The sequence below is a fragment of the Buttiauxella brennerae ATCC 51605 genome (assembly GCF_001654925.1).
GTDB classification, from domain to species: domain Bacteria; phylum Pseudomonadota; class Gammaproteobacteria; order Enterobacterales; family Enterobacteriaceae; genus Buttiauxella; species Buttiauxella brennerae.
On the sequence record NZ_LXER01000032.1, the window covers coordinates 109,101 to 129,922 of the forward strand.

The window sequence follows — 20,822 nt, forward strand, 5'->3', positions numbered from 1 at the left end:
ATCGTTATCTACTATCAGGCAATGTTAAAAAAGCTTGGGGTAATGATGACGGTATTACATGGTTTTGACTTTTTCCCATCAGGGCATGCATCCGTGGCCATTGAGCCGCGTTTACCCCAGGCTGCATTCCCGGAGCATCATCATGACTTTTGTGAAATCGTCATCGTTGAACACGGCACCGGGACACACGTTTTTAACGGCCAGCCGTATACATTAAGCGGTGGTTCAGTCTGTTTTGTGCGTGACCACGACCGCCATCTGTATGAGCACACCGAAAACCTCTGCCTGACCAATATTCTTTACCGTGCGCCGGATGCATTTTGCTTTTTGTCCGGATTGGATAAATTATTGCCTCAGGAGCAAGACGGTCATTACCCGTCGCACTGGCGTGTGAATCAGCCCGTTTTGCAGCAGGTTCGCGGCCTGATCGAGCAATTTGAGTGCATTAGTGAAGCGGCGGATACCCATTCCATCGCCAACCGTGAAATTCTGTTTATGCAATTGCTGGTACTGCTGCGCAAAGGCAGCATGATGGAAGGCGCAAGCAACTCGGAAGGCCGCTTAAACCAACTGATGGCGTGGCTGGAAGATCATTTTGCCGAGGATATTTGCTGGGAAGCGTTGGCCGCGCAATTCACGCTTTCTCTTCGCACTTTGCATCGCCAGCTAAAACAGCAAACGGGCATGACTCCCCAGCGTTATCTCAACCGTTTACGGCTGATGAAAGCTCGTCACCTGTTGCGCCACGGCGATGAGAGCGTCACAGACATCGCCTTCCAGTGCGGATTTGGTGACAGCAATCATTTCTCCACGCTGTTTAAGCGTGAGTTTTCCTGGTCACCACGCGAAATCCGCCAGGGTCGGGACACGCAACTTCAGTAATCGCGAAGGCAATCACCGTTTTTTTATCCAGAAAAGCCAATACTTTCTGATTCTTTCGGTTTTTGAGGCATCACGGTGGCGGGTCATTTAGTTCTCAAAAAAGCAGATTTCTTCGCTTCTGCCGCGCAGCCCGTGGCGGTGGCGGACCGCTATCCGCAAAATATCTTCGCTGAACATACCCACGATTTTTGCGAGCTGGTACTGGTGTGGCGCGGCAACGGGTTGCACGTCCTTAACGACCGCCCTTACCGTATAACCTGCGGTGACCTGTTTTATATCCGCGCCGAGGACCGACATAGCTACGAGTCGGTTAACGGCTTAGTGCTGCATAACATTATCTATTGCCCGGAACGGTTAAAACTCAACGTCGACTGGAATGATTTGCTGCATAGCGCGCGAGCAGCGGGAGAAGATCCACGCTGGCGGCTGAGCAGCCACGGCATGGCACAAGCGCGGCAAATTATCGGGCAACTGGAACATGAAAGTGTGAAAACGGACGCGCTGTCGGTATGTCTGACCGAGAGCCTGTTTTTGCAACTATGCATTTTGTTGCGTCGCCACCGTTATCAATCACAGGACGCGACCGGACCCGACAGCAGTGAAACCCTCGATTTATTAATGGCGGCATTGGGGAAAAGCCTCGATTCGGCCTTTGAGCTTGCGCAGTTTTGCCAGCGGCATCAGGTGGCAGAGCGCCATTTACGCCAGCTTTTCCGCCAGCAAACGGGCATGAGCATCAGCCAGTATTTGCGCCAACTGCGCATCTGCCAGGCGCAAGATTTACTGCGTCACAGTGAATTGTTGATTGGGGATATCGCCACGCGTTGCGGCTTTGAAGACAGTAATTACTTTTCGGTAGTGTTTACCAAAGAAACGGGAATGACGCCACGGATGTGGCGCCAACGATATACCCTTCATCTTTCAAATTGCTGATGCGTTAGCGGCTCTCGTTTACCCGAATCACTTACCTGATTATGCAGCCATACCGAGACCGACGATATTCGCAGCAATAATAATCACCACGCAACCAAGACTCAGTACCCCAACTGGCCGTCTGCCCGCTGATTTCCACTCTTTCATAATCAAGCCAACCAACCCGCCACACAGCACGTAGAAGCTCATGTGCAACATCCAACTCATGTAGTCGTATTGTGCTGGGATTTTGGCGTGACCCCATGCGTAGAAGAAGAATTGCAGATACCACATCAAACCGGCCAGTGCGGCGAACAGCACATTGCTGATGATCAGCGGTTTTGCCAGAGAGAAGTCGGCTTTTATCGACAAACTCTTCATATTTGCCAGACGAATGAAGCAATAACCGAGGTTAATCACCGCACCGCCGCCCATGATGATCACGTAACTTGGCAGCGCGACATACAACGGGTCAACGCCTAACGCGGCGGCGGCTTCATGCATCGGTTTTGCGGCGTCCATCGCAAATGACATACCCGCCGAGAAGATACCGCACATCACCGCCAGAACCAGCCCTTTCTTCAGGTTGAACTCTTCGGCTTTGATACCCATTTTGCGTTCTTTAAGTTGGCCTGCGCGGGTCACAATCGCCACACCAACCAGAGCCACAAGAACGCCCAGCAAAGTCATGCGTCCGCCAGGTGTTCCCACTAATACATCAAATTTTCCGGCAATAATTGGCGTCATTAAGGTGCCGACTATCAGCGTAATACCAATCGCGATACCGATACCCATCGACATGCCGAGATAGCGCATTGTCAGGCCATAGTTAATATTGCCAATGCCCCACATCGCGCCAAACAGGAAAACTGGCAGTAATGTCGAAGCGCTAAACGAACCGAAATAAGCCCAAAAATCAGGGAGCAAAACGTAACTGACTGTCCATGGCAAAATTATCCAGGAAACGAAGCCGCCAACCGCCCACATTGTTTCCCAGGACCAGCGCTGTACTTTTTTGAAAGGGGCGTAAAAGCAGGCAGCACTTGCAGCACCCACCAAATGCCAGATTATCCCCATTGTGATAGCATTACTCATTATTCATATCCCTCTGTTTTAACTAAAAAACTCAGGGGTGAAAGCTGGCTACCCCATTGCCACTGAGTCTAAGGATTGAGCAACTGGCTCACCTTCCATGTGCTGCCGTAGCAGGGGGATAACTGGCAAAATTCAGGGGGTACGATTGACAGCGGTCACAGTTCTTTATACCCGCCGCCCGTCATTTTTCGGGTTAACAGATTTTTACGCTTTGCACATCCAGCAGCCAGGCGAGCTTTTCCAGAACCTCGCCCTGATGCCCAAGCCCAATTGCGCAATGATGAGCCGGCCCGCCAAGACTCCATTGCGTGGTGAAATCACGTGCCGACAGCGGGAAGCGATAGCGGCTATTGGTGTTGCCGATATCGAGTACCTCGCCGGCTACCGCCTCTCCTTCGGCATACTGCAAACGCACACCGTTTTGCGCATCCTCAACAATAGAAAGGAAAGTGACCGGGCCGGGTTTCACCGTCATCTGAATCGACACGCCTTTGCCCGGTTTGCCGTGATAAACCGGCAACGGCACGAGGCGCACGTCGCCTTCCGCCATCAATGGGTGCGCTGGGCCATCGTGTCCCCAGAGCACAACATCGTCGGCAAATTCAATGCCATAAGGCTCCGAGAACGAACCACCCGCGCCGAGCAACTGCTGGATTTTCATCGCCAGCACGTTTTTGATTTCGTACTCCCCGGCGACAGGAACGCCACGCTGAGTCAGCAGCGTGTTGCCGAGAATGATCGAGGTAATAATGTTCTCGTAAGCGTTGCCATTGCGCCCTTCGTAGTAGTAAGCCAGCGCGCCGAGACGATTGTTTTCGATGAGTTTATCCATGGCGCAGGCGGTTTGTACGGCTCGCTCCAGTTCGGCTCTTTCACAAATCGGGTCGATTTGCAGCGAGGCTTCCACTTCCTGCCATTTTTGTGTGCTGGCGCCTGCCGTCACCTGTTCGCGGTATTCCGCGAGCTCGCACATTTCCAGCGGTTTGAAGCGCACGCCGAGTCTGGCGCTCAGGTTGGTCATATTGCTGTAAACGTCGACCATGCCGTCGTAATAGCGGCCGAGTACACCCACCTGACAGGCCGCTAATCCCTTTTGTACTTCTAGCGCTTGCAGCCACTGTTCCGTTTGCTGCCAGACGTAATCATCGCCCTGCACAGCGCCAACGATCAGCTGATAGCGAATCTCCGCCCGATTAAATACGTTCGTCAGTTCTGGTGCGCTGCACGCCTGGCAATGCGCCAGCCATTCACCAGTGCGTTCGCCACGATCGGCCATGTCGCGGATTTTTCCGTACGGCAAACCCAGTTCGGGTTGTAGAGCGAGGATAATCACCGGCTTGTTGATCTTTTGCACCAGCGGCAGAACGGTGGAACTCAGCGCGTAGGTACTGATATAAAGCACGATGGCATCGACCGGTTGGCTTTGCAGTTGCGTGGCAAAAGTATCGGCTTTGGCAACGCTATCAATCAGGCCGCCGTTGATAACCGTGGCGCTCAGCTTCGTGAGGCGTTGGTCAATTTGCTGCAAGTAACCCGTCAGACGTTGTTCGAGACCAAAAAACTGCGGCCAGTAAGTATCAAGTCCGATACCGAAAAGGGCGACGTTAAGCGACATAGGGGTGCTCCAGGCAGGAAAGAAGCGCCGACTATCGCCCTATTTGTGCCACACTTCCTTTGCGGTAATGCCAGTTTCTGGACAGAGTGGCAAAAAACGATTTATCTACCTGACAATGCTCACATTTTCACCATCATGCCAAAATGTTATAACCATATTAAAAGTACGGCATTGATAATCATTTTCAATATCATTTAATTAACTATAATGAACCAACTGATTACGCGGCGTTAACAGCCTGTGCGCCGTTCGAGTTAATAAATGGAGATGTTAAACATGAGTTATACACTGCCATCCCTGCCTTACGCTTACGACGCCCTGGAACCCCATTTCGACAAGCAAACGATGGAAATCCATCACAGCAAACACCACCAGGCGTACGTAAATAACGCGAATGCAGCGCTGGAATCTCTGCCAGAGTTCGCAAGCCTGCCAGTTGAAGAGCTGATCACTAAACTGGATCAACTGCCAGCAGACAAGAAAACCGTTCTGCGTAACAACGCAGGCGGCCACGCTAACCACAGCTTCTTCTGGAAAGGCCTGAAAACGGGCACCACCCTGCAAGGTGATCTGAAGGCAGCCATCGAGCGTGATTTCGGTAGCGTTGATAACTTCAAAGCAGAATTTGAGAAAGCAGCAGCAACTCGCTTCGGCTCTGGCTGGGCGTGGCTGGTACTGAAAGGCGACAAACTGGCTGTAGTTTCTACTGCAAACCAGGACAGCCCGCTGATGGGCGAAGCAGTTTCTGGCGTTTCCGGTTTCCCAATCGTGGGCCTGGACGTTTGGGAACACGCTTACTACCTGAAATTCCAAAACCGTCGCCCTGACTACATCAAAGCATTCTGGGATGTCGTGAACTGGGACGAAGCAGCAGCACGTTTTGCCGCTAAAAAATAAGTTGCATTGCAGCTGACGAGAGGCGAGCCTGATGGCTCGCTTTTTTTATGTCTAAGCTCACCGGGACAGGGAGGATCAGATGCACCATCCGCTAAATGTTTATATTGGCAAAGTCCGTGAATACGAAGGCAGCAGGCCGAGTGCTATCGCCAAATATCAGGTCGACGGAGAGCTAAAACTCACGGAACTGGGGCTCGAAGGCGATCAGCAGGCTGAAAAAATCATTCATGGTGGGCCGGATCGCGCGTTGTGCCACTATCCGCGTGAACATTATCTTCACTGGGCGCGGGAATTCCCCGAACAAGCAGAGCTGTTTACCGCTCCGGCTTATGGCGAAAACTTATCGACCGAAGGCCTGACTGAAAAAGATGTCTATATTGGCGATATTTTTCGTTGGGGTGAGGCGCTGATTCAGGTCACGCAACCGCGCTCGCCGTGCTTTAAGCTCAATTACCATTTTGGCATTAGCGATATGGCGTCGTTGATGCAGGAAACGGGTTATTGCGGCTGGCTTTATCGGGTGGTGATGGCGGGAAAAGTGTCGACGGATTCACCGCTGGAGCTGGTGTCGCGCGTGAGTGATGTGACGGTGGCAGAAGCGATCGCTACGGCCTGGCATATGCCGTTTGATGATGAGCAGTATCACCGCTTACTTTCTGCGGCAGGGCTTTCCGTGAGCTGGACGCGTACCATGCAGAAGCGACGACTGTTGGGGAAGATCGAAGATAATTCCCGGCGGTTGATTGGGAAATAAGCCCCAGAAACGAAAAAACCCGCCGAGGCGGGTTTTTAAATTCTTAGCTTTGCTAACGCTAACCTTACAGGCTAGTTACGTTACCAGCAGCTGGGCCTTTAGCACCACTTTCGATGGTGAAAGACACTTTCTGGCCTTCGTCCAGAGACTTGTAGCCATCGTTCTGGATAGCAGAGAAGTGTACGAACACGTCTTTTGAGCCATCGTCAGGAGTGATGAAGCCGAAGCCTTTGTCAGAGTTGAACCATTTTACGAGACCAGTCATTTTGTTAGACATAGATATTACCTTTTAAATTAAATTTGCCTTCCGGCGCAATTGGAATGTTTTACAGATTTTTAAAGCGATAAAGGAAGGTAGATCACGTCGAAGGGTATCTATGATAACTCTTTGAGGACTGCGCTACTAAACTGCTTAAAGGTTCTGTGCTTCAAACCGATGAGTGCATTAACTCATATTTACGGCATCAATGACAAGGTTTATTTTAGCCGTCCACAGGGCCGGAGCTCAGGCCATCCGCGGGATCCCCCGCCTTGCGACGGGGAAAACAGCAATTACTGCATCGACGTTTGAGCAGCAGTATATGCCTGCATAAATGCCTGGTGCTGTGAAGCCAGAGGAGCAATCAATGAGTTGTATTGGTTTGCCTGCTGGGACGTTGGGAACTGAATACCACCCGCAGTGAAACCAACTTGCGTGCCCTGCTGCTGGATGAAATCACCCACTTGCACCAGTTGAGCTGTGAAAGTTTGTGCCGCAGGGATCAGCGGAGCCATCGCCTCTGCCGGAGCAATAACCACTTTCTGATAAACCTTGTCGTAAACGGCTTTCAGTTCATCAGGCTGTTTCAATGTGGAGCGCGAGCTGTCTGCCTGCATTTTTGCATTCTGCACTTGCTGGCCTAACACGTTCAACGAACCATTCGCCTGGCGCAGTGGTTCGCGCTGAGTCATGTAATCTTGTGGAACGCGAATGCTGTTTACGCTATCAGCGACGGGCTTCATGCCGTCGTCCATTGCCTGGTTCACCTGTTGGGAGAAGCCATACAAAATCGCGTAATCAGAAACCAGCGGGCCAAATTGCTTTTTCTGATCCGTTGTCAGCGTTGGCAAACGTTCGCCGCTGCGCATCGCCGTGTTCTGTAAGAAATCAATAAATGCTTTGCGTTGATCGCCTTCTTTATCAAAACAACCACTCAGGCTGACTACCATTAAAATTGCCGCAAGCGGCGCCATCCAGCGTGACCAGGACTTACCTGTCGCCATGTTTTCTACTCCTTTCACCATTCAATGCAAATACGCAAGTGCGCACCCAATAATGCTGCTAAGGATAGTCCAAGCCGCCGCCGCAAGATACCCTTTCGCAACAATCTCTTTAAGGCAAATTTGCGCTGTGATGGTGCACTTTCACCGCACTTTCTGCACCTTGCTGGCGCAACGCGCGTTAGCAGTGCAACACCCTGAAAATACGTTAATCAACTGTAATTAAACGATAAACAATACTGAGTTCAGATCTGGCATTCATTTTGCTGAGATCCCGTTGCAGGGGTGATAAGCGGGCAACCGATGTCGCCATACAATTTGAAAATGGATCACTAGGGTTCCGGTCGAAAGATGCTGGTCCGAGAGTGATCGACCGCCCTCTGGCGGTTACACGGCGGGACAAAAGCCCGGGAGGATAAGCGACCATTGCGCGCCGCCCTCCTGCATCTTTTTCCGCAACCGTCAGAGGAACCACCATGCTTAAAGCTTGCCACCGTGGAATCTTGTTTGCCGCACTCGCGCTGTTTAGTGTCAGCAGCTTTGCCGCCAAACCCTCGTTTAAACTCTGCTGGTCTATCTACGCAGGCTGGATGCCATGGGATTACGCCCAGCAAAGCGGCATCGTCAAAAAGTGGGCCGATAAATACGGCATCGATATTAAGTTTGTGCAGGTTAACGACTATATCGAATCAGTGAACCAATACACCGCCGGAGGATTTGACGGCTGCACCATGACCAATATGGATGCGCTGACCATTCCTGCCGCAGGCGGCGTCGACAGCACCGCGCTGATTATTGGCGACTACTCCAACGGTAATGACGGCATCCTCTCTAAATCCGCCCAATCTATCGCTGAGCTTAAAGGCCAGCCGATTAACCTGGTTGAGCTTTCGGTTTCCCATTATTTACTCGCTCGCGCCCTGGAAAAATCAGGCCTGAGTGAGCGTGATGTGAAAGTGGTCAACACCGCAGATGCGGATCTTGTCGCTGCGTTTACCACGCCAGAGGTGAAGTCTATCGTCACCTGGAACCCGTTGTTGGCCGAAGCGCAAAAACAACCGAACACCAAATTACTGTTCTCTTCCGCACAAATCCCCGGCGAAATTCTCGACCTGTTAGTGGTCAACACCGAAACCTTGAAAGCCCACCCGGAATTAGGCAAAGCCCTGACCGGCGCGTGGTTTGAAACCCTGAAAGTGATGCAGGGGGAGTCGGAAACCGCCAAAACCGCGCGTACGCAAATGGGCCAGGCGGCGGGCACCGATTTAGCCGGGTTCGACGCCCAGCTTGCTGCCACACACCTGTTCAGCGACCCGAAACTGGCGCTCGATTTCACCGACAGCCCGCAGTTGAAAGCCACCATGCAGATGGTTGCCGAATTTTCCTTTAAACACGGTTTGTTAGGTGATGCCGCGCCATCAGCCGATGTGGTAGGCGTTGCAACCCCTGCCGGCAACTGGGGTGACACCAACAACACCAAACTGCGCTTCACTGATGAGTTTCTTCGCCTCGTCGTAAGCAACGCGCTGTAAACCGGAGGTGCCCCATGCGCAAAATCATTAACTACCAACCCCAGCCAATGACCCGAGTGCTGATGGGCGCCCTGCCGTTAATTGCGGTGATCTTCTTCTATCTGGTGGCATCTGACGCCCGTCTTGCGGCAAACAGCTACGACAAACTGTTGCCGGGGTTTGATGCCATGTGGGCGGCTATCGACCGTATGGCATTCACGCCAAGCCCGCGCACCGGGGAATATCTGTTCTGGACCGACAGCGCGGCAAGCCTGCTTCGTTTGCTGGTCGGTGTGGGGCTGAGTGCATTCCTGGCGCTGGTTTTTGGCCTGTTTTGCGGCGCCCTGCCGGTTGTGCGCTCGGTTCTTTCACCGCTGATTACCTTGATAGCGCTGATCCCACCGCTGGCTATTTTGCCCGTCCTTTTCATCACCTTTGGGCTGGGGGAAGTGTCAAAAGTTGTGCTGATTGTCATCGGCATTACACCGTTTATCGTGCGTGATTTGCAGCTTCAGGTGCAGGCCATTCCCCATGAACAAATGGTGAAAGCCCAGACGCTTGGCGGCCATAGCGCGCAAATCCTCTGGCGCGTGGTTCTGCCACAGCTTTTGCCTCGCCTGATTGATGCGGTGCGTTTGTCGCTGTGTTCTGCCTGGTTGTTCCTGATTGCCGCCGAAGCGATTGCCGCTACCGAAGGGCTCGGTTACCGCATCTTCCTGATGCGCCGTTATATGGCGATGGACGTGATTTTGCCGTACGTGGCGTGGATTACGCTGCTCGCTTTCACCCTCGACCTGCTGCTGCGCGTCATCAATCGCCGCTGCTTCCCGTGGTACTACGCAAAATAAGGAGGCGCTATGGCGTTGCTCGAACTGAAAAATATCGAAAAGCACTATGGCGACCAAGTGGTGCTGGAACGGCTGAATGTCAGCGTTGAAGAAGGTGAGTTTGTCTCGATTGTCGGCGCATCCGGCTGCGGTAAAACCACCTTCCTGAAGATGCTGCTGGGTACTGAAAGCGCCACTAAGGGTGAGTTTTTACTGGATGGCCAGCCGATTTCACAAGAGCCAGATGCGCAACGTGGCGTGGTGTTTCAACGCTATTCGGTGTTCCCACACCTGACGGTGATTGGCAATGTGATGTTGGCAGAAGAGTTCAGCACCGCCCGCTGGCTGGGGCGAGTGTGGGGTAAGAAACGCCATGATATTCGTGAACGCGCCCGTGCAATGCTCGACCAGGTCGGGCTGCTGCCTGCGCAAAACAAATACCCTCACCAACTTTCCGGCGGTATGCAGCAGCGCCTGGCGCTGGCTCAGGCGTTAATGAAACAGCCACGCATTTTGTTGCTTGATGAACCTTTTGGCGCACTCGACCCAGGCATTCGCAATGAAATGCACTTGCTGATTAGCGACCTGTGGGAGCGCCACCGCCTGACCATTTTTATGATTACTCATGACCTGAAAGAGGGATTTTCCCTCGGTTCAAGGCTGTGGGTGTTTGACAAAGTGCGTCACGACCCGCAGGCACCAGACCGTTGGGGTGCGAGCATTACTTACGATATTCCGCTTGATAAAAAACCTGCCGGGAAAGCCCCCCTCAACCCGGCCCTCTCCCAGAGGGAGAATCCAGAACTCGATCAGTACCCTCTCCTGAGGGAGAGGGTCAGGGCGTCCTGAACCTAAATCGATCACCCAATAAGGAGCCGACATGACATACCAAACCGAACTACCCGCAGGCAGCCACTGGTCGCTCATCATGCGCAGTGGCACCGCTTTAACGCTCACCGACATTAATGGTGGCGTCAACGCTGCTGCGCTGTTTTACAACCCGGAAAACCTGCTGGAACGCTATAACGCGCCGGACACCCTGAAATGCCAGCACACCTTCCGCTTAACCGCCGGGCACTGTCTCTATTCGGATATGGGGCGCATCTTCTGCGGCATTGAACAAGACAGTTTCGGCTGGCATGAAACCGTCTGTGGCAGCAGCAATGCCGCGCAAATCGCAGAACAATTCGGCGCACTGGATTACCAGCAAGCCCGCAACGAACGCCACCAAAACGGCTACGACAGCTTTCTGATTGAACTGGCGAAATACGGCCTTGGGAAACGCGACATGGCGGCGAATATCAACTTTTTCGCCAAAGTCACCGCAAGCGATGAAGGTGATTTAACACTCGAGCAGCAGGGCCTTGCGGGCGCATCTGTCACCCTGCGTTTTGCGATGGACACGCTAGTGATTCTTCACACCTGCCCGCACCCGTTGAGCGCAGCGACGCAGTATCCGCGCCAGGCGCTGGGTATTCAACTGGACCCCACCCGCCAACCGCTGCCAGAAATTTGCCTGCAACGTGAAGAAAACTGCCGCGGCCTGCATAACAACAAACTTTATACCCTGGCGGAAGGAGCCTGCGAATGCTGACTGAAAGCCCACGCCACACAGAAACTGCCCCGTTCAAAGCCACGGTAAACGCCGGAGATTATTGGGTTTATCGGCTGCAAGAAGGCCAGACTTTGCGCATCACCGATCTGGAAGGCAACCAGGCGGCAGATACGCTGTTTTATAACGCTGACGACACCGCCGAACGCTACAGCGTGACGGATACGCTGCGCGGCCAGCGCAATGTTTTTCTCACTACGGGCAGCGTACTGCGCTCCAGTGAAGACCGCCCGATGCTGAAAATTGTGGCGGATACCTGTGGCCGCCACGACACTCTCGGCGGTGCTTGTGCCACCGAAAGCAACACCGTTCGCTATTCACTTGAAAAACGCCATATGCATGCCTGCCGTGATAGCTGGCTGCTTGCCGTGGCGCAACACCCGGAATATGGCCTGACGCGCCGCGACATTACCCACAACATCAATTTCTTTATGAACGTACCGGTCACCAAAGAAGGCGGGCTGCAATTTGCCGATGGCATCTCAGCGCCGGGGAAATACGTCGAACTGGTGGCGAAAATGAACGTTCTGGTGATGATCTCCAACTGCCCGCAGCTCAACAACCCTTGTAATGGTTACAACCCAACGCCGATTGAAGTCGCCGTCTGGTAACACTTTTAGCGCCGCGGGACGGCCCGCACTCCAGCGCCCGAATTGAAAGCAGGACGACCTGCGAGCCTGAGAAACGGTTATGTTTAAACGAGTCTTAATTGCCAACCGTGGCGCGATTGCGGTGCGTATTATCCGCACCCTGAAACAAATGGGCATCACCGCGATTGCGGTCTACGCCGAAGCCGATAAACACTCCCAACATGTGCGCCAGGCCGATCTTGCCTTCTCATTAGGTGACGGCAACGTGCGCGAAACTTACCTCAACCAGGACAAACTGTTTGCGATCCTGCGCAAAAGTGGCGCTGAAGCCGTGCATCCGGGTTACGGTTTTTTGAGTGAAAATGCCAGCTTTGTTGAACGCTGCGATGCAGAAAATGTGGTATTCCTCGGCCCGACGGTTGAGCAGATGGCGGCCTTTGGCCTGAAACATCGCGCCCGTGAATTGGCAGAGCTAAATAACGTGCCACTGCTTTCCGGCAGTGGGTTGCTGACCTCGCTTGAAATCGCCCTAGCGGAAGCAGAACGCATCGGCTACCCGGTGATGCTGAAAAGCACGGCAGGCGGCGGTGGGATTGGCATGCAATGCTGCGATAATGCATCAGCATTGAAAGAAGCATTTACCCGCGTAAAACGCCTTGCAGGCAACAACTTCTCCGACGATGGCGTCTTTTTAGAGAAATTCATCGCTCGCGCACGCCACATTGAAGTGCAGGTTTTTGGTGACGGAGCGGGTAATGTTATCGCGCTGGGCGAACGCGATTGCTCAGCACAACGCCGCAACCAAAAAGTGATTGAAGAAACCCCTGCCCCACGCCTTTCCGACGCGACCCGTAGCGCCCTGCACCGCACGGCAGTCGAGCTTTGCAAAGCGGTTAATTATCGCAGCGCCGGAACGGTTGAATACGTTTACGACGATGTCAGCGAACAGTTCTGGTTCCTTGAAGTCAACACCCGTTTGCAGGTTGAGCATGGCGTGACCGAGATGGTTTACGGCGTGGATATTGTGAGCTGGATGGTGGCACTGGCTGCAAATGAACTCCCTGCGTTAGAAACCTTGCGCACCACGCCAAACGGCCATGCTATTCAGGTGCGGGTGTATGCCGAAGACCCGGCGAAAAACTTCCAACCGGTGGCAGGTTTACTGAGCGAAGTGGAATTCCCGCAGACAGTTGATGACGCAACATTGCGCATCGATCACTGGCTGGCAACCGGCTGCGAAGTCTCGCCTTTTTACGACCCGATGCTGGCAAAAGTGATTGTTCATGCTGATTCCCGCGAACAGGCACTGGCCTGTCTTACACAGACTTTGCAGCAAACCTCGCTCTATGGTATCGAAACCAACCTGAACTGGCTGCAATATTTACTGACTTTGCCAGAAGTGCAGGAAGGGCGAGTGATTACCGCCACGCTTGGCAAGGTGAACTGGCAACCCGTAACGCTGGATGTGATTACCGGCGGCACCATGACCACTATCCAGGACGCACCAGGCCGCAGCGGTTACTGGCACGTTGGCGTGCCGCCATCCGGCCCGTTCGACAGCCGTGCCTTTATTCTGGGTAACCAGCTGTTAGGCAACGAAGCGCGCGCTGCCGGGCTTGAAATCACGCTACGCGGCCCGACACTGCGTTTTAATCAGCCGAGCGCCTTCGTACTGACAGGGGCTGAAATTGCCGCAAAACTGGATGATGAACCGTTATCGACTGGTGTAGTGATTAACGCTAACGCCGGGCAAACCCTGACGCTTGGCGACATTACCGGCGCGGGCTGCCGCAGTTATTTGTTGCTGGCAGGCGGCCTGAACTGCCCGGAATATCTTGGCAGCCGCAGCACCTTTACGCTGGGTAAATTTGGCGGCCATGCGGGGCGGGCACTGCGAGCCGGCGATGTGTTGCACCTGGCGGCACCTGAGCATCGTCCTGCTGCATCATTAACTGAACAGGACTACCCGCAGCTGAGCAATAGCTGGCAAATCCGCGTAGTTTACGGGCCGCACGGCGCCCCGGAGTTTTTCACCGAACAGGATATTGAGGAATTTTTTGCAGCGCGTTGGCAGGTGCATTACAACTCCAGTCGTACCGGTATTCGTTTGATTGGCCCAAAACCGACCTGGGCACGCAGCGATGGCGGTGAGGCAGGAATGCATCCGTCGAATATTCATGACAATGCGTATGCTTTTGGCACCGTAGATTTCACCGGTGATATGCCTGTGATCCTGGGCCCGGATGGCCCATCGCTCGGGGGTTTTGTCTGCCCGGCAACGGTGATTAGCGATGACCTGTGGAAACTGGGGCAGCTGAAAGCCGGGGATTCGATCGAGTTTGTGGCAGTGAGTCTGGATGATTTGGAAAACCACCCTCACCCTAACCCTCTCCCCGAGGGAGAGGGGATAGTTCAGTGTTCCCCCTCTCTTGGGGGAGAAGGGATAGTCCGGTTTACCCCCTCTCCTGGGGGAGAGGGCCGGGGTGAGGGCGTCCAATGCCCAATAACATCCCCCATCCTCTACCACGACCCCGCCAACAACGGCATGCCGTCCGTCACCATTCGCGCAGCGGGCGACCGCTTCCTGTTGGTGGAATACGGCGAACAAATGCTGGATATCGCCCTGCGTTTCCGCGTCCACGCGTTGATGCAGTGGCTCGAAGCACACCCGCAAGCGGGCCGCCTGGAACTCACACCCGGTATCCGCTCGCTGCAAATTCATTTCGACAACCGCCTCTGCCCACGCCAGCAACTGCTGGAAACCATCGTCGCGGCTGACCATGGACTTGGCGATCTGCAAAACGCCAGAGTGCCGTCACGCACTGTCTGGTTGCCACTTAGCTGGGATGACGCCGCCTGCCGCGAAGCAATCACGCGTTACACTCAGTCGGTGCGCCCTGGTGCGCCGTGGTGCCCAAGCAACATCGAATTTATTCGCCGCATTAATGGGCTGGACTCCGTTGATGAGGTGAAAAAAATTGTCTTTGATGCCAGCTATTTAGTGATGGGCCTGGGCGATGTTTACCTCGGAGCGCCCGTGGCGACACCGCTTGACCCACGCCACCGCCTGGTCACCACTAAATACAACCCGGCTCGCACCTGGACTGCGGAAAACTCCGTGGGGATTGGTGGCGCCTACATGTGTGTTTACGGCATGGAAGGGCCTGGCGGGTATCAGTTTGTCGGGCGCACATTGCAAATGTGGAACCGCGACCGTCAAACCGATGTGTTTAGCAAACCCTGGCTGCTGCGATTCTTCGATCAGATCCGTTTCTATGAAGTCAGTGCGCAAGAGCTACTGGAAATACGTGAGCGTTTTCCGTGGGGCGATTACCCGCTGCGCATTGAGGAAGGAGAATTTAGCCTCGACGATTATCAGCAAATGCTTGAACAAGAAGCAGAAACTATCGACACCTTCCAGCAGCAGCGCCAACTTGCGTTTGATGAGGAGCTGGCCCGTTGGCGTGCCGAGGGGCAATTTACCTTCGATAGCAGTCTGGACGAAACGCAGGAAAACGAGGAGTTCATTCCTGATTCCTGCTGCGGCGTTGAAAGTCAGGTCGCCGGTAGCGTCTGGCAATGGCTGGTTGAACCGGGCGAGCAAGTGACCGCCGGGCAGACCATTGGCATTCTGGAGTCGATGAAGATGGAAATCCCCATTACTTCACCGGTAGACGGCGTTATTCGTACCTTCCAGCGCCAGCAAGGCCACCAGGTTCATGCCGGGCAATTGCTGATGGTGATTGAAACGGCGGCTTAGTTTACACGCTCTTATGGCGGGTAACGCATTGTTTACCCGTCATGCAATGTTACACACTTGTTAACCTCCTCACAAATCCGCACAGACAACGATCATACTTAACTCATTAATATTTAATATATTAATGCGCACACTCAGGCTCCTCTATTTATATCAGTACGATAATCGCACACAAACACCTGCCGATTGATTGCCCAAACGCTTGCTGAGTGTTTTGATTTAACGAACGATTAACGAATTATTGTTCGATAATCGAACACCCCAGCATCCTTCAGGACTTGCCTTATGACAAAGACAACAACGACAGATATTCAGGCATTTATTAACGATAATAAGTTCTCCAGATACCAGTGGATGATCCTCATTCTCTGTTTCATTACGGTCGCGCTGGACGGATTCGATACCGCGATTATTGGTTTTATTGCCTCTGACCTGGTGCAGGAATGGGGCGTGCAGAAATCAGATCTTGGCCCGGTGATGAGTGCCGCACTCGTTGGCCTGGCCGTCGGTGCGTTAACTGCCGGGCCGATGGCTGACCGCATCGGGCGCAAAAAAGTACTGGTGTTGTCGATTCTGGTATTTGGTGGCTTTAGCTTGCTGACGGCCTTTGCCACCAGCCTGACATCGCTTGCTCTGCTGCGCTTCCTGACTGGCCTGGGCCTTGGTGCGGCAATGCCGAACGCGGCAACGCTGATGTCAGAATACGCCCCGGAACGTAAACGCGCCCTGCTGGTGAACCTGATGTTTGTCGGCTTCCCGATTGGTTCGTCGATGGGCGGTTTTGTTTCCGCGTGGATGATTCCGCACTACGGCTGGCAAAGCGTGCTGGTGCTGGGTGGTGTGATGCCACTGATCCTTTCCGTGGTGCTGATGATTTGGCTGCCGGAATCAGCGCGTTACCTGGTAGTAAAGAACAAGCCACAGAAAGATATCGCCACTATTTTGCGACGCATTGCCCCACTGCCGTCAGGCGAAAATCTTCGCTTCGTGCTGAACGAAGTCGGCGGTCATATTAAAGATAAAACCGCGCTGGGCGTGATTTTCTCGCCAAGATATCTGGTCGGAACCTTAATGCTCTGCCTGACCTATTTCATGGGCCTGCTGATTTTCTATCTCCTGACCAGTTGGCTACCGCTGCTGATTCGTGAAACAGGCGCAACGCTCAGTCAGGCGTCGATTATCACCGCGCTGTTCCCGCTAGGTGGCGGTATTGGGGTGCTAATTATTGGTGCTCTGATGGACAAGCTGAACCCAAACAAAGTAGTCGCAGTGGGTTATTTGCTGACGGGTCTGTTCGTCTGCCTGGTAGGGTTCTCTACTTCAAGCCTGGTATTAATGGGCGTGATGGTGTTTATCGCAGGCACCATTATGAACGGCGCGCAATCTTCAATGCCTGCGCTAGCCGCCGGGTTCTACCCAACACAAGGGCGTGCAACCGGTGTGGCATGGATGTTGGGGCTTGGACGTTTTGGCGGAATTCTTGGGGCGTTTAGTGGCGCATTCCTGATGCAAGCTGAACTGTCGTTCAAAACAATTTTCATGCTACTGGCAATTCCTGCACTCCTTTCCGCGACCGCGCTGATGGTGAAATCCTGGGCGGGCCAGCGCACATTGGCTGAGAACCGCGCCAATAACCACGAGCTGGATAAAGTTACGCAAAAAGCATGATGGAAAAATCTATAAGCACGGCGGGCCAGTCCCGCCGTTTTGCGTAAAATGCATAACCATTTACAAATTTATACTCAGTTCCACTCATCGCAGGCTTTTCAATCCGTTATGCCGCTTAGTTTTTTTGCTGAAACGCATAAGCCTGACGCAGCAAGAAAATAGTTAGCCTGAAAACCATCGGCACGCTTTTTTTCCAACTACTCTTAATAGGCTTCTTACCGTTCACGAGGTCGATGTGTGATTTATGAGGAGTTCTCGATGGAATATAAAGATCCAATGTTTGAGCTGCTAAGTAACCTTGAGCAGATTGTTTTTAAAGATAAGCATCAAACGATGGCGCTTAATGATAAGCCCAATGCATTTTCTGAATTTGAACAACTAAGAAAAAGTACCGGGCTTAAGATTGATGATTTCGCCCGCGCAATGGGTGTGAGTGTTTCAATGGTACATGAGTGGGAATCAAAACGACTCAGACCCTCCAATACCGAGCTGAAGTTGATGCGCTTAATGCAGGCGAATCCGACGATCAGTAAGCAGTTGATGGAATGATTTTGTACTTTGTACCCTGATTGCCTTGTCCCAAAATTGTTATCCAAAACCCCGCCTGAGCGGGGTTTGTCGTTTCTGAAGGCTACGTAAATAGTATGAAACGAAGCGGCAATGCTCGAAAACCTGACCTGTGTCACTCCCGTAATCACAAATCTAATCCATAACTTAGAGAGGGTTATTAACACGTAAAGCAAAAGGAGGTTGTATGTCTAAGAAAATCCTGGTTCCTATCGATATCTCCGAATCGGAGCTGACACAGCAGGTTATCCCCCATGTAGAAGGGTATGCAAAGCAGGACGATGCCACGATCCACTTCCTGGCCGTCATCCCTGACTATACCTATTTTGCCGCTTACGGCCTGGGCTATGCTTCGATTGCACCAGATGCCAAAGAGAGGGAAGCTGCCGCCATGGAATCTCTGAGCAAAATAGTGGCTAAATTTAACCTGCCTGAAGATCGGATTGAAAAGCACGTTCTGAGCGGTTCGCCAAAAGATCATATTCTCCAACTGGCCGATGACATTGACGCAGATGTGATTATTCTGGCTTCCCACCGCCCAAGCATGTCTACCTATCTTCTTGGCTCAAACGCTGCTGCAGTGGTTCGCCATGCGAAATGCTCAGTACTCGTGGTTCGTTGAGTCATAAAAAAACCCCGCGCTGCGGGGTTTGAGGTTAATGGCATATTTTTTCCCAGGCCGGATTAGCATCGCGACAACCTGTCTGGGAAATAGCTAGCCCATTGATAAAAAAGCGTAAACATTCAGGCGAAAAAAAACCCGCCGAAGCGGGTTGTTTAAAACAGCAGAGAACTTATTGCAGCAGGGAGATATCCGCAACCTGCAAGAACAGCTCGCGCAGTTTGGAAAGCAGCGTCAGACGGTTGATACGCAGATCTTTGTCTTCTGCATTAACCATCACTTTGTCGAAGAAAGCATCCACCGGCTCGCGCAGATTTGCCAGTTCTTCCAGCGCTTCCTGGTAACGGCCTTCAGCGAAGAACGGTTCCAGTTTGTCGCGCAGCACAACGAGGTTAGTCGCGAGACGAATCTCTTCGGCTTCTTTCAAAACGGATGCGTGAACATGGTCGTTCAGCGTCTCGTCTGACTTCGCCAGAATGTTTGAAACACGCTTATTCGCAGCAGCCAGCGCAGATGAAGATTCCAGCGTACGGAAGTGGGACACCGCTTTCATACGCGCATCGAAATCTGCTGGTTTGGTCGGACGACGCGCCAGCACGGCCTGGATGGTATCCACGCTGTGGCCTTCTTCCTGATACCAGGCGCGGAAACGGCCCAGCATAAAGTCGATGACTTCGTCGGTAACCTTCTGGTTGGTCAGCTTATCACCGTAAAGACGCACGGCCTCTTCGGTAAGTGTTTGCAGATCAAGCGGCAGATTTTTCTCAACGATGATACGCAGAACGCCAAGAGCGGCACGACGCAGAGCAAACGGGTCTTTGTCACCTTTCGGGTGCTGACCAATACCGAAGATGCCCGCAAGGGTATCCATTTTATCGGCGATTGCCACAGCACAGGCCACCAGGTTAGACGGCAGCGCATCACCCGCAAAGCGCGGCTGATACTGCTCGTTCAGCGCAACAGCAACATCTTCTGCTTCGCCATCGTGACGCGCATAGTGCATGCCCATCACGCCCTGGGTGTCGGTAAACTCGAACACCATGTTGGTCATCAGGTCGCATTTAGACAGCAAACCGGCACGAGTGGCGTGGTTTACGTCTGCGCCAATCTGGCCAGCAATCCAGCCTGAAAGGGCTTCGATGCGGTTAGTTTTATCGCGCAGCGTACCGAGCTGTTGTTGGAACAGAACGGTTTCCAGACGCGGTAAGTTGTCTTCGAGACGCTTTTTACGGTCGCTGTTGAAGAAGAACTCGGCATCGGCCAGACGTGGGCGAACAACTTTCTCATTACCAGAGATAATCTGAATCGGGTCTTTCGACTCGATGTTGGCAACAAAGATAAAGTTCGGCAACAATTTGCCGTCATTGGCGTAAACCGGGAAGTACTTCTGGTCACCTTTCATAGTGTGAACCAGCGCTTCCGCAGGAACGGCGAGGAATTTCTCTTCGAATTTCGCGGTCAGCACAACCGGCCATTCCACCAGAGAAGTCACTTCTTCGAGCAGGCTTTCGCTCAGATCGGCGTTACCGCCAATTTTGCGAGCCGCTTCTTCAGCGCCTTCTTTGATAACCGCTTTACGCTGCTCATAGTCGGCAATAACTTTGCCGCGTTCCAGCAGAATTTCAGGGTACTGATCGGCGTTGTCGATAGTAAATTCTGGCTCACCCATAAAGCGGTGGCCACGAATAACACGATCGGACGCAATGCCCAGGATTGTTGCAGGAATAACTTCATCACCCAGCAGCAGGGTCACAGTGTGAACCGGACGCACGAATTGGGTGTTGTTATCGCCCCAACGCATCAATTTTGGAATCGGCAGTTTGGTCAACGCAGTGGCAATCATTGCAGGCAGCAGGGCTTGCGCGCTTTCGCCTTTCACGTGCGCACGGTACAGCAGCCATTCGCCTTTGTCGGTCGCCAGACGTTCAGCCTGTTCAACAGTGATGCCACAACCACGAGCCCAGCCTTCAGCGGCTTTGCTTGGTTTGCCTTCTGCATCAAATGCCGCAGAGATGGCCGGGCCACGTTTTTCAACTTCACGGTCAGGCTGAGACTGCGCCAGATTAGAAATCTTCAGCGCCAGACGGCGTGGAGCGGCAAACCATTTTACTTCGCCGTGAGCGAGGTTCGCTGCATCCAGTTCCGCGGTTACGTTCGCAGCAAAGGATTCGGCCAGGCTGCGCAGGGCTTTTGGTGGCAGCTCTTCAGTGCCAATCTCCACCAGAAAAGTTTTTTCAGACATGGCAGCCT

18 protein-coding genes and 1 riboswitch are annotated in these 20,822 nt (G+C 53.0%); of the genes, 13 read left to right on the top strand and 5 right to left on the bottom strand.

What is annotated here, in order from left to right; translation table 11 throughout:
• Window positions 1-45: 45 nt before the first annotated feature.
• Together rhaS and rhaR are read left to right on the top strand one after the other, a co-directional pair.
• A complete protein-coding gene (gene rhaS, locus M975_RS17740) occupies window positions 46-882 on the top strand; it encodes an HTH-type transcriptional activator RhaS (protein WP_064561388.1) in 837 nt (278 codons plus the stop codon).
• Window positions 883-957: 75 nt separating this feature from the next.
• Complete coding sequence (gene rhaR, locus M975_RS17745; protein WP_064561218.1) at window positions 958-1,815, top strand: HTH-type transcriptional activator RhaR; 858 nt, start codon at window positions 958-960, stop codon at window positions 1,813-1,815.
• Window positions 1,816-1,854: 39 nt separating this feature from the next.
• Here the strand turns inward: rhaR and rhaT are convergent, their stop codons facing one another.
• Complete coding sequence (rhaT, locus tag M975_RS17750) at window positions 1,855-2,889, bottom strand: L-rhamnose/proton symporter RhaT (RefSeq protein ID WP_064561219.1); 1,035 nt, start codon at window positions 2,887-2,889, stop codon at window positions 1,855-1,857.
• Between the two features lie 193 nt (window positions 2,890-3,082).
• Window positions 3,083-4,504, bottom strand: a complete 1,422-nt coding sequence (locus M975_RS17755; RefSeq protein ID WP_064561220.1) for an L-fucose/L-arabinose isomerase family protein — start codon at window positions 4,502-4,504, stop codon at window positions 3,083-3,085.
• A 276-nt stretch (window positions 4,505-4,780) separates the two neighbouring features.
• Here M975_RS17755 and sodA point away from each other — a divergent pair, with 276 nt between their 5' ends.
• Both sodA and yiiM read left to right on the top strand, forming a co-directional pair.
• Window positions 4,781-5,401 carry a superoxide dismutase [Mn] gene (gene sodA, locus M975_RS17760; protein WP_064561221.1) on the top strand — a complete coding sequence of 207 codons (621 nt, stop codon included), beginning with the start codon at window positions 4,781-4,783 and terminating at the stop codon, window positions 5,399-5,401.
• Between the two features lie 79 nt (window positions 5,402-5,480).
• Window positions 5,481-6,155 (top strand): 6-hydroxyaminopurine reductase, encoded by a 675-nt coding sequence (gene yiiM, locus M975_RS17765; protein WP_064561222.1) that lies wholly within the window; start codon window positions 5,481-5,483, stop codon window positions 6,153-6,155.
• Window positions 6,156-6,219: 64 nt separating this feature from the next.
• On the opposite strand, the gene cspE is transcribed toward yiiM, so the two are convergent.
• Window positions 6,220-6,432 carry a transcription antiterminator/RNA stability regulator CspE gene (gene cspE, locus M975_RS17770; RefSeq protein WP_034499351.1) on the bottom strand — a complete coding sequence of 71 codons (213 nt, stop codon included), beginning with the start codon at window positions 6,430-6,432 and terminating at the stop codon, window positions 6,220-6,222.
• Between the two features lie 275 nt (window positions 6,433-6,707).
• Window positions 6,708-7,418 (bottom strand): DUF3053 domain-containing protein, encoded by a 711-nt coding sequence (locus tag M975_RS17775; RefSeq protein ID WP_064561223.1) that lies wholly within the window; start codon window positions 7,416-7,418, stop codon window positions 6,708-6,710.
• Between the two features lie 318 nt (window positions 7,419-7,736).
• Window positions 7,737-7,831: riboswitch (guanidine-I (ykkC/yxkD leader) on the top strand.
• Window positions 7,832-7,891: 60 nt separating this feature from the next.
• Here M975_RS17775 and M975_RS17780 point away from each other — a divergent pair.
• From M975_RS17780 to uspF, 9 genes are all read left to right on the top strand, one after another.
• The gene (locus M975_RS17780) at window positions 7,892-8,947 is read left to right on the top strand and encodes a putative urea ABC transporter substrate-binding protein (RefSeq protein ID WP_064561224.1); all 1,056 of its coding nucleotides are present in this window, start codon (window positions 7,892-7,894) and stop codon (window positions 8,945-8,947) included.
• 14 nt (window positions 8,948-8,961) lie between these two features.
• Window positions 8,962-9,774 carry an ABC transporter permease gene (locus M975_RS17785; protein ID WP_064561225.1) on the top strand — a complete coding sequence of 271 codons (813 nt, stop codon included), beginning with the start codon at window positions 8,962-8,964 and terminating at the stop codon, window positions 9,772-9,774.
• A 9-nt stretch (window positions 9,775-9,783) separates the two neighbouring features.
• Window positions 9,784-10,602 carry an ABC transporter ATP-binding protein gene (locus tag M975_RS17790; RefSeq protein WP_064561226.1) on the top strand — a complete coding sequence of 273 codons (819 nt, stop codon included), beginning with the start codon at window positions 9,784-9,786 and terminating at the stop codon, window positions 10,600-10,602.
• Between the two features lie 31 nt (window positions 10,603-10,633).
• On the top strand, window positions 10,634-11,347 hold the full coding sequence (locus M975_RS17795; protein ID WP_064561227.1) for an urea amidolyase associated protein UAAP1: 714 nt from the start codon (window positions 10,634-10,636) through the stop codon (window positions 11,345-11,347).
• On the top strand, window positions 11,341-11,976 hold the full coding sequence (locus tag M975_RS17800; RefSeq protein WP_064561228.1) for an urea amidolyase associated protein UAAP2: 636 nt from the start codon (window positions 11,341-11,343) through the stop codon (window positions 11,974-11,976). Before M975_RS17795 ends, M975_RS17800 begins: the two co-directional genes overlap by 7 nt.
• A gap of 79 nt (window positions 11,977-12,055) precedes the next feature.
• On the top strand, window positions 12,056-15,715 hold the full coding sequence (uca, locus tag M975_RS17805) for an urea carboxylase (RefSeq protein ID WP_064561229.1): 3,660 nt from the start codon (window positions 12,056-12,058) through the stop codon (window positions 15,713-15,715).
• 285 nt (window positions 15,716-16,000) lie between these two features.
• A complete protein-coding gene (locus tag M975_RS17810) occupies window positions 16,001-17,383 on the top strand; it encodes an MFS transporter (RefSeq protein ID WP_064561230.1) in 1,383 nt (460 codons plus the stop codon).
• A 258-nt stretch (window positions 17,384-17,641) separates the two neighbouring features.
• The gene (locus tag M975_RS17815) at window positions 17,642-17,932 is read left to right on the top strand and encodes an HTH-type transcriptional regulator (protein ID WP_064561231.1); all 291 of its coding nucleotides are present in this window, start codon (window positions 17,642-17,644) and stop codon (window positions 17,930-17,932) included.
• Between the two features lie 205 nt (window positions 17,933-18,137).
• Complete coding sequence (gene uspF / locus M975_RS17820; RefSeq protein WP_064561232.1) at window positions 18,138-18,572, top strand: universal stress protein UspF; 435 nt, start codon at window positions 18,138-18,140, stop codon at window positions 18,570-18,572.
• Window positions 18,573-18,744: 172 nt separating this feature from the next.
• Here the strand turns inward: uspF and glyS are convergent, their stop codons facing one another.
• Window positions 18,745-20,814: a glycine--tRNA ligase subunit beta gene (gene glyS, locus M975_RS17825; protein ID WP_064561233.1), complete on the bottom strand. Its 2,070-nt coding sequence runs from the start codon at window positions 20,812-20,814 to the stop codon at window positions 18,745-18,747.
• Window positions 20,815-20,822: the final 8 nt, after the last annotated feature.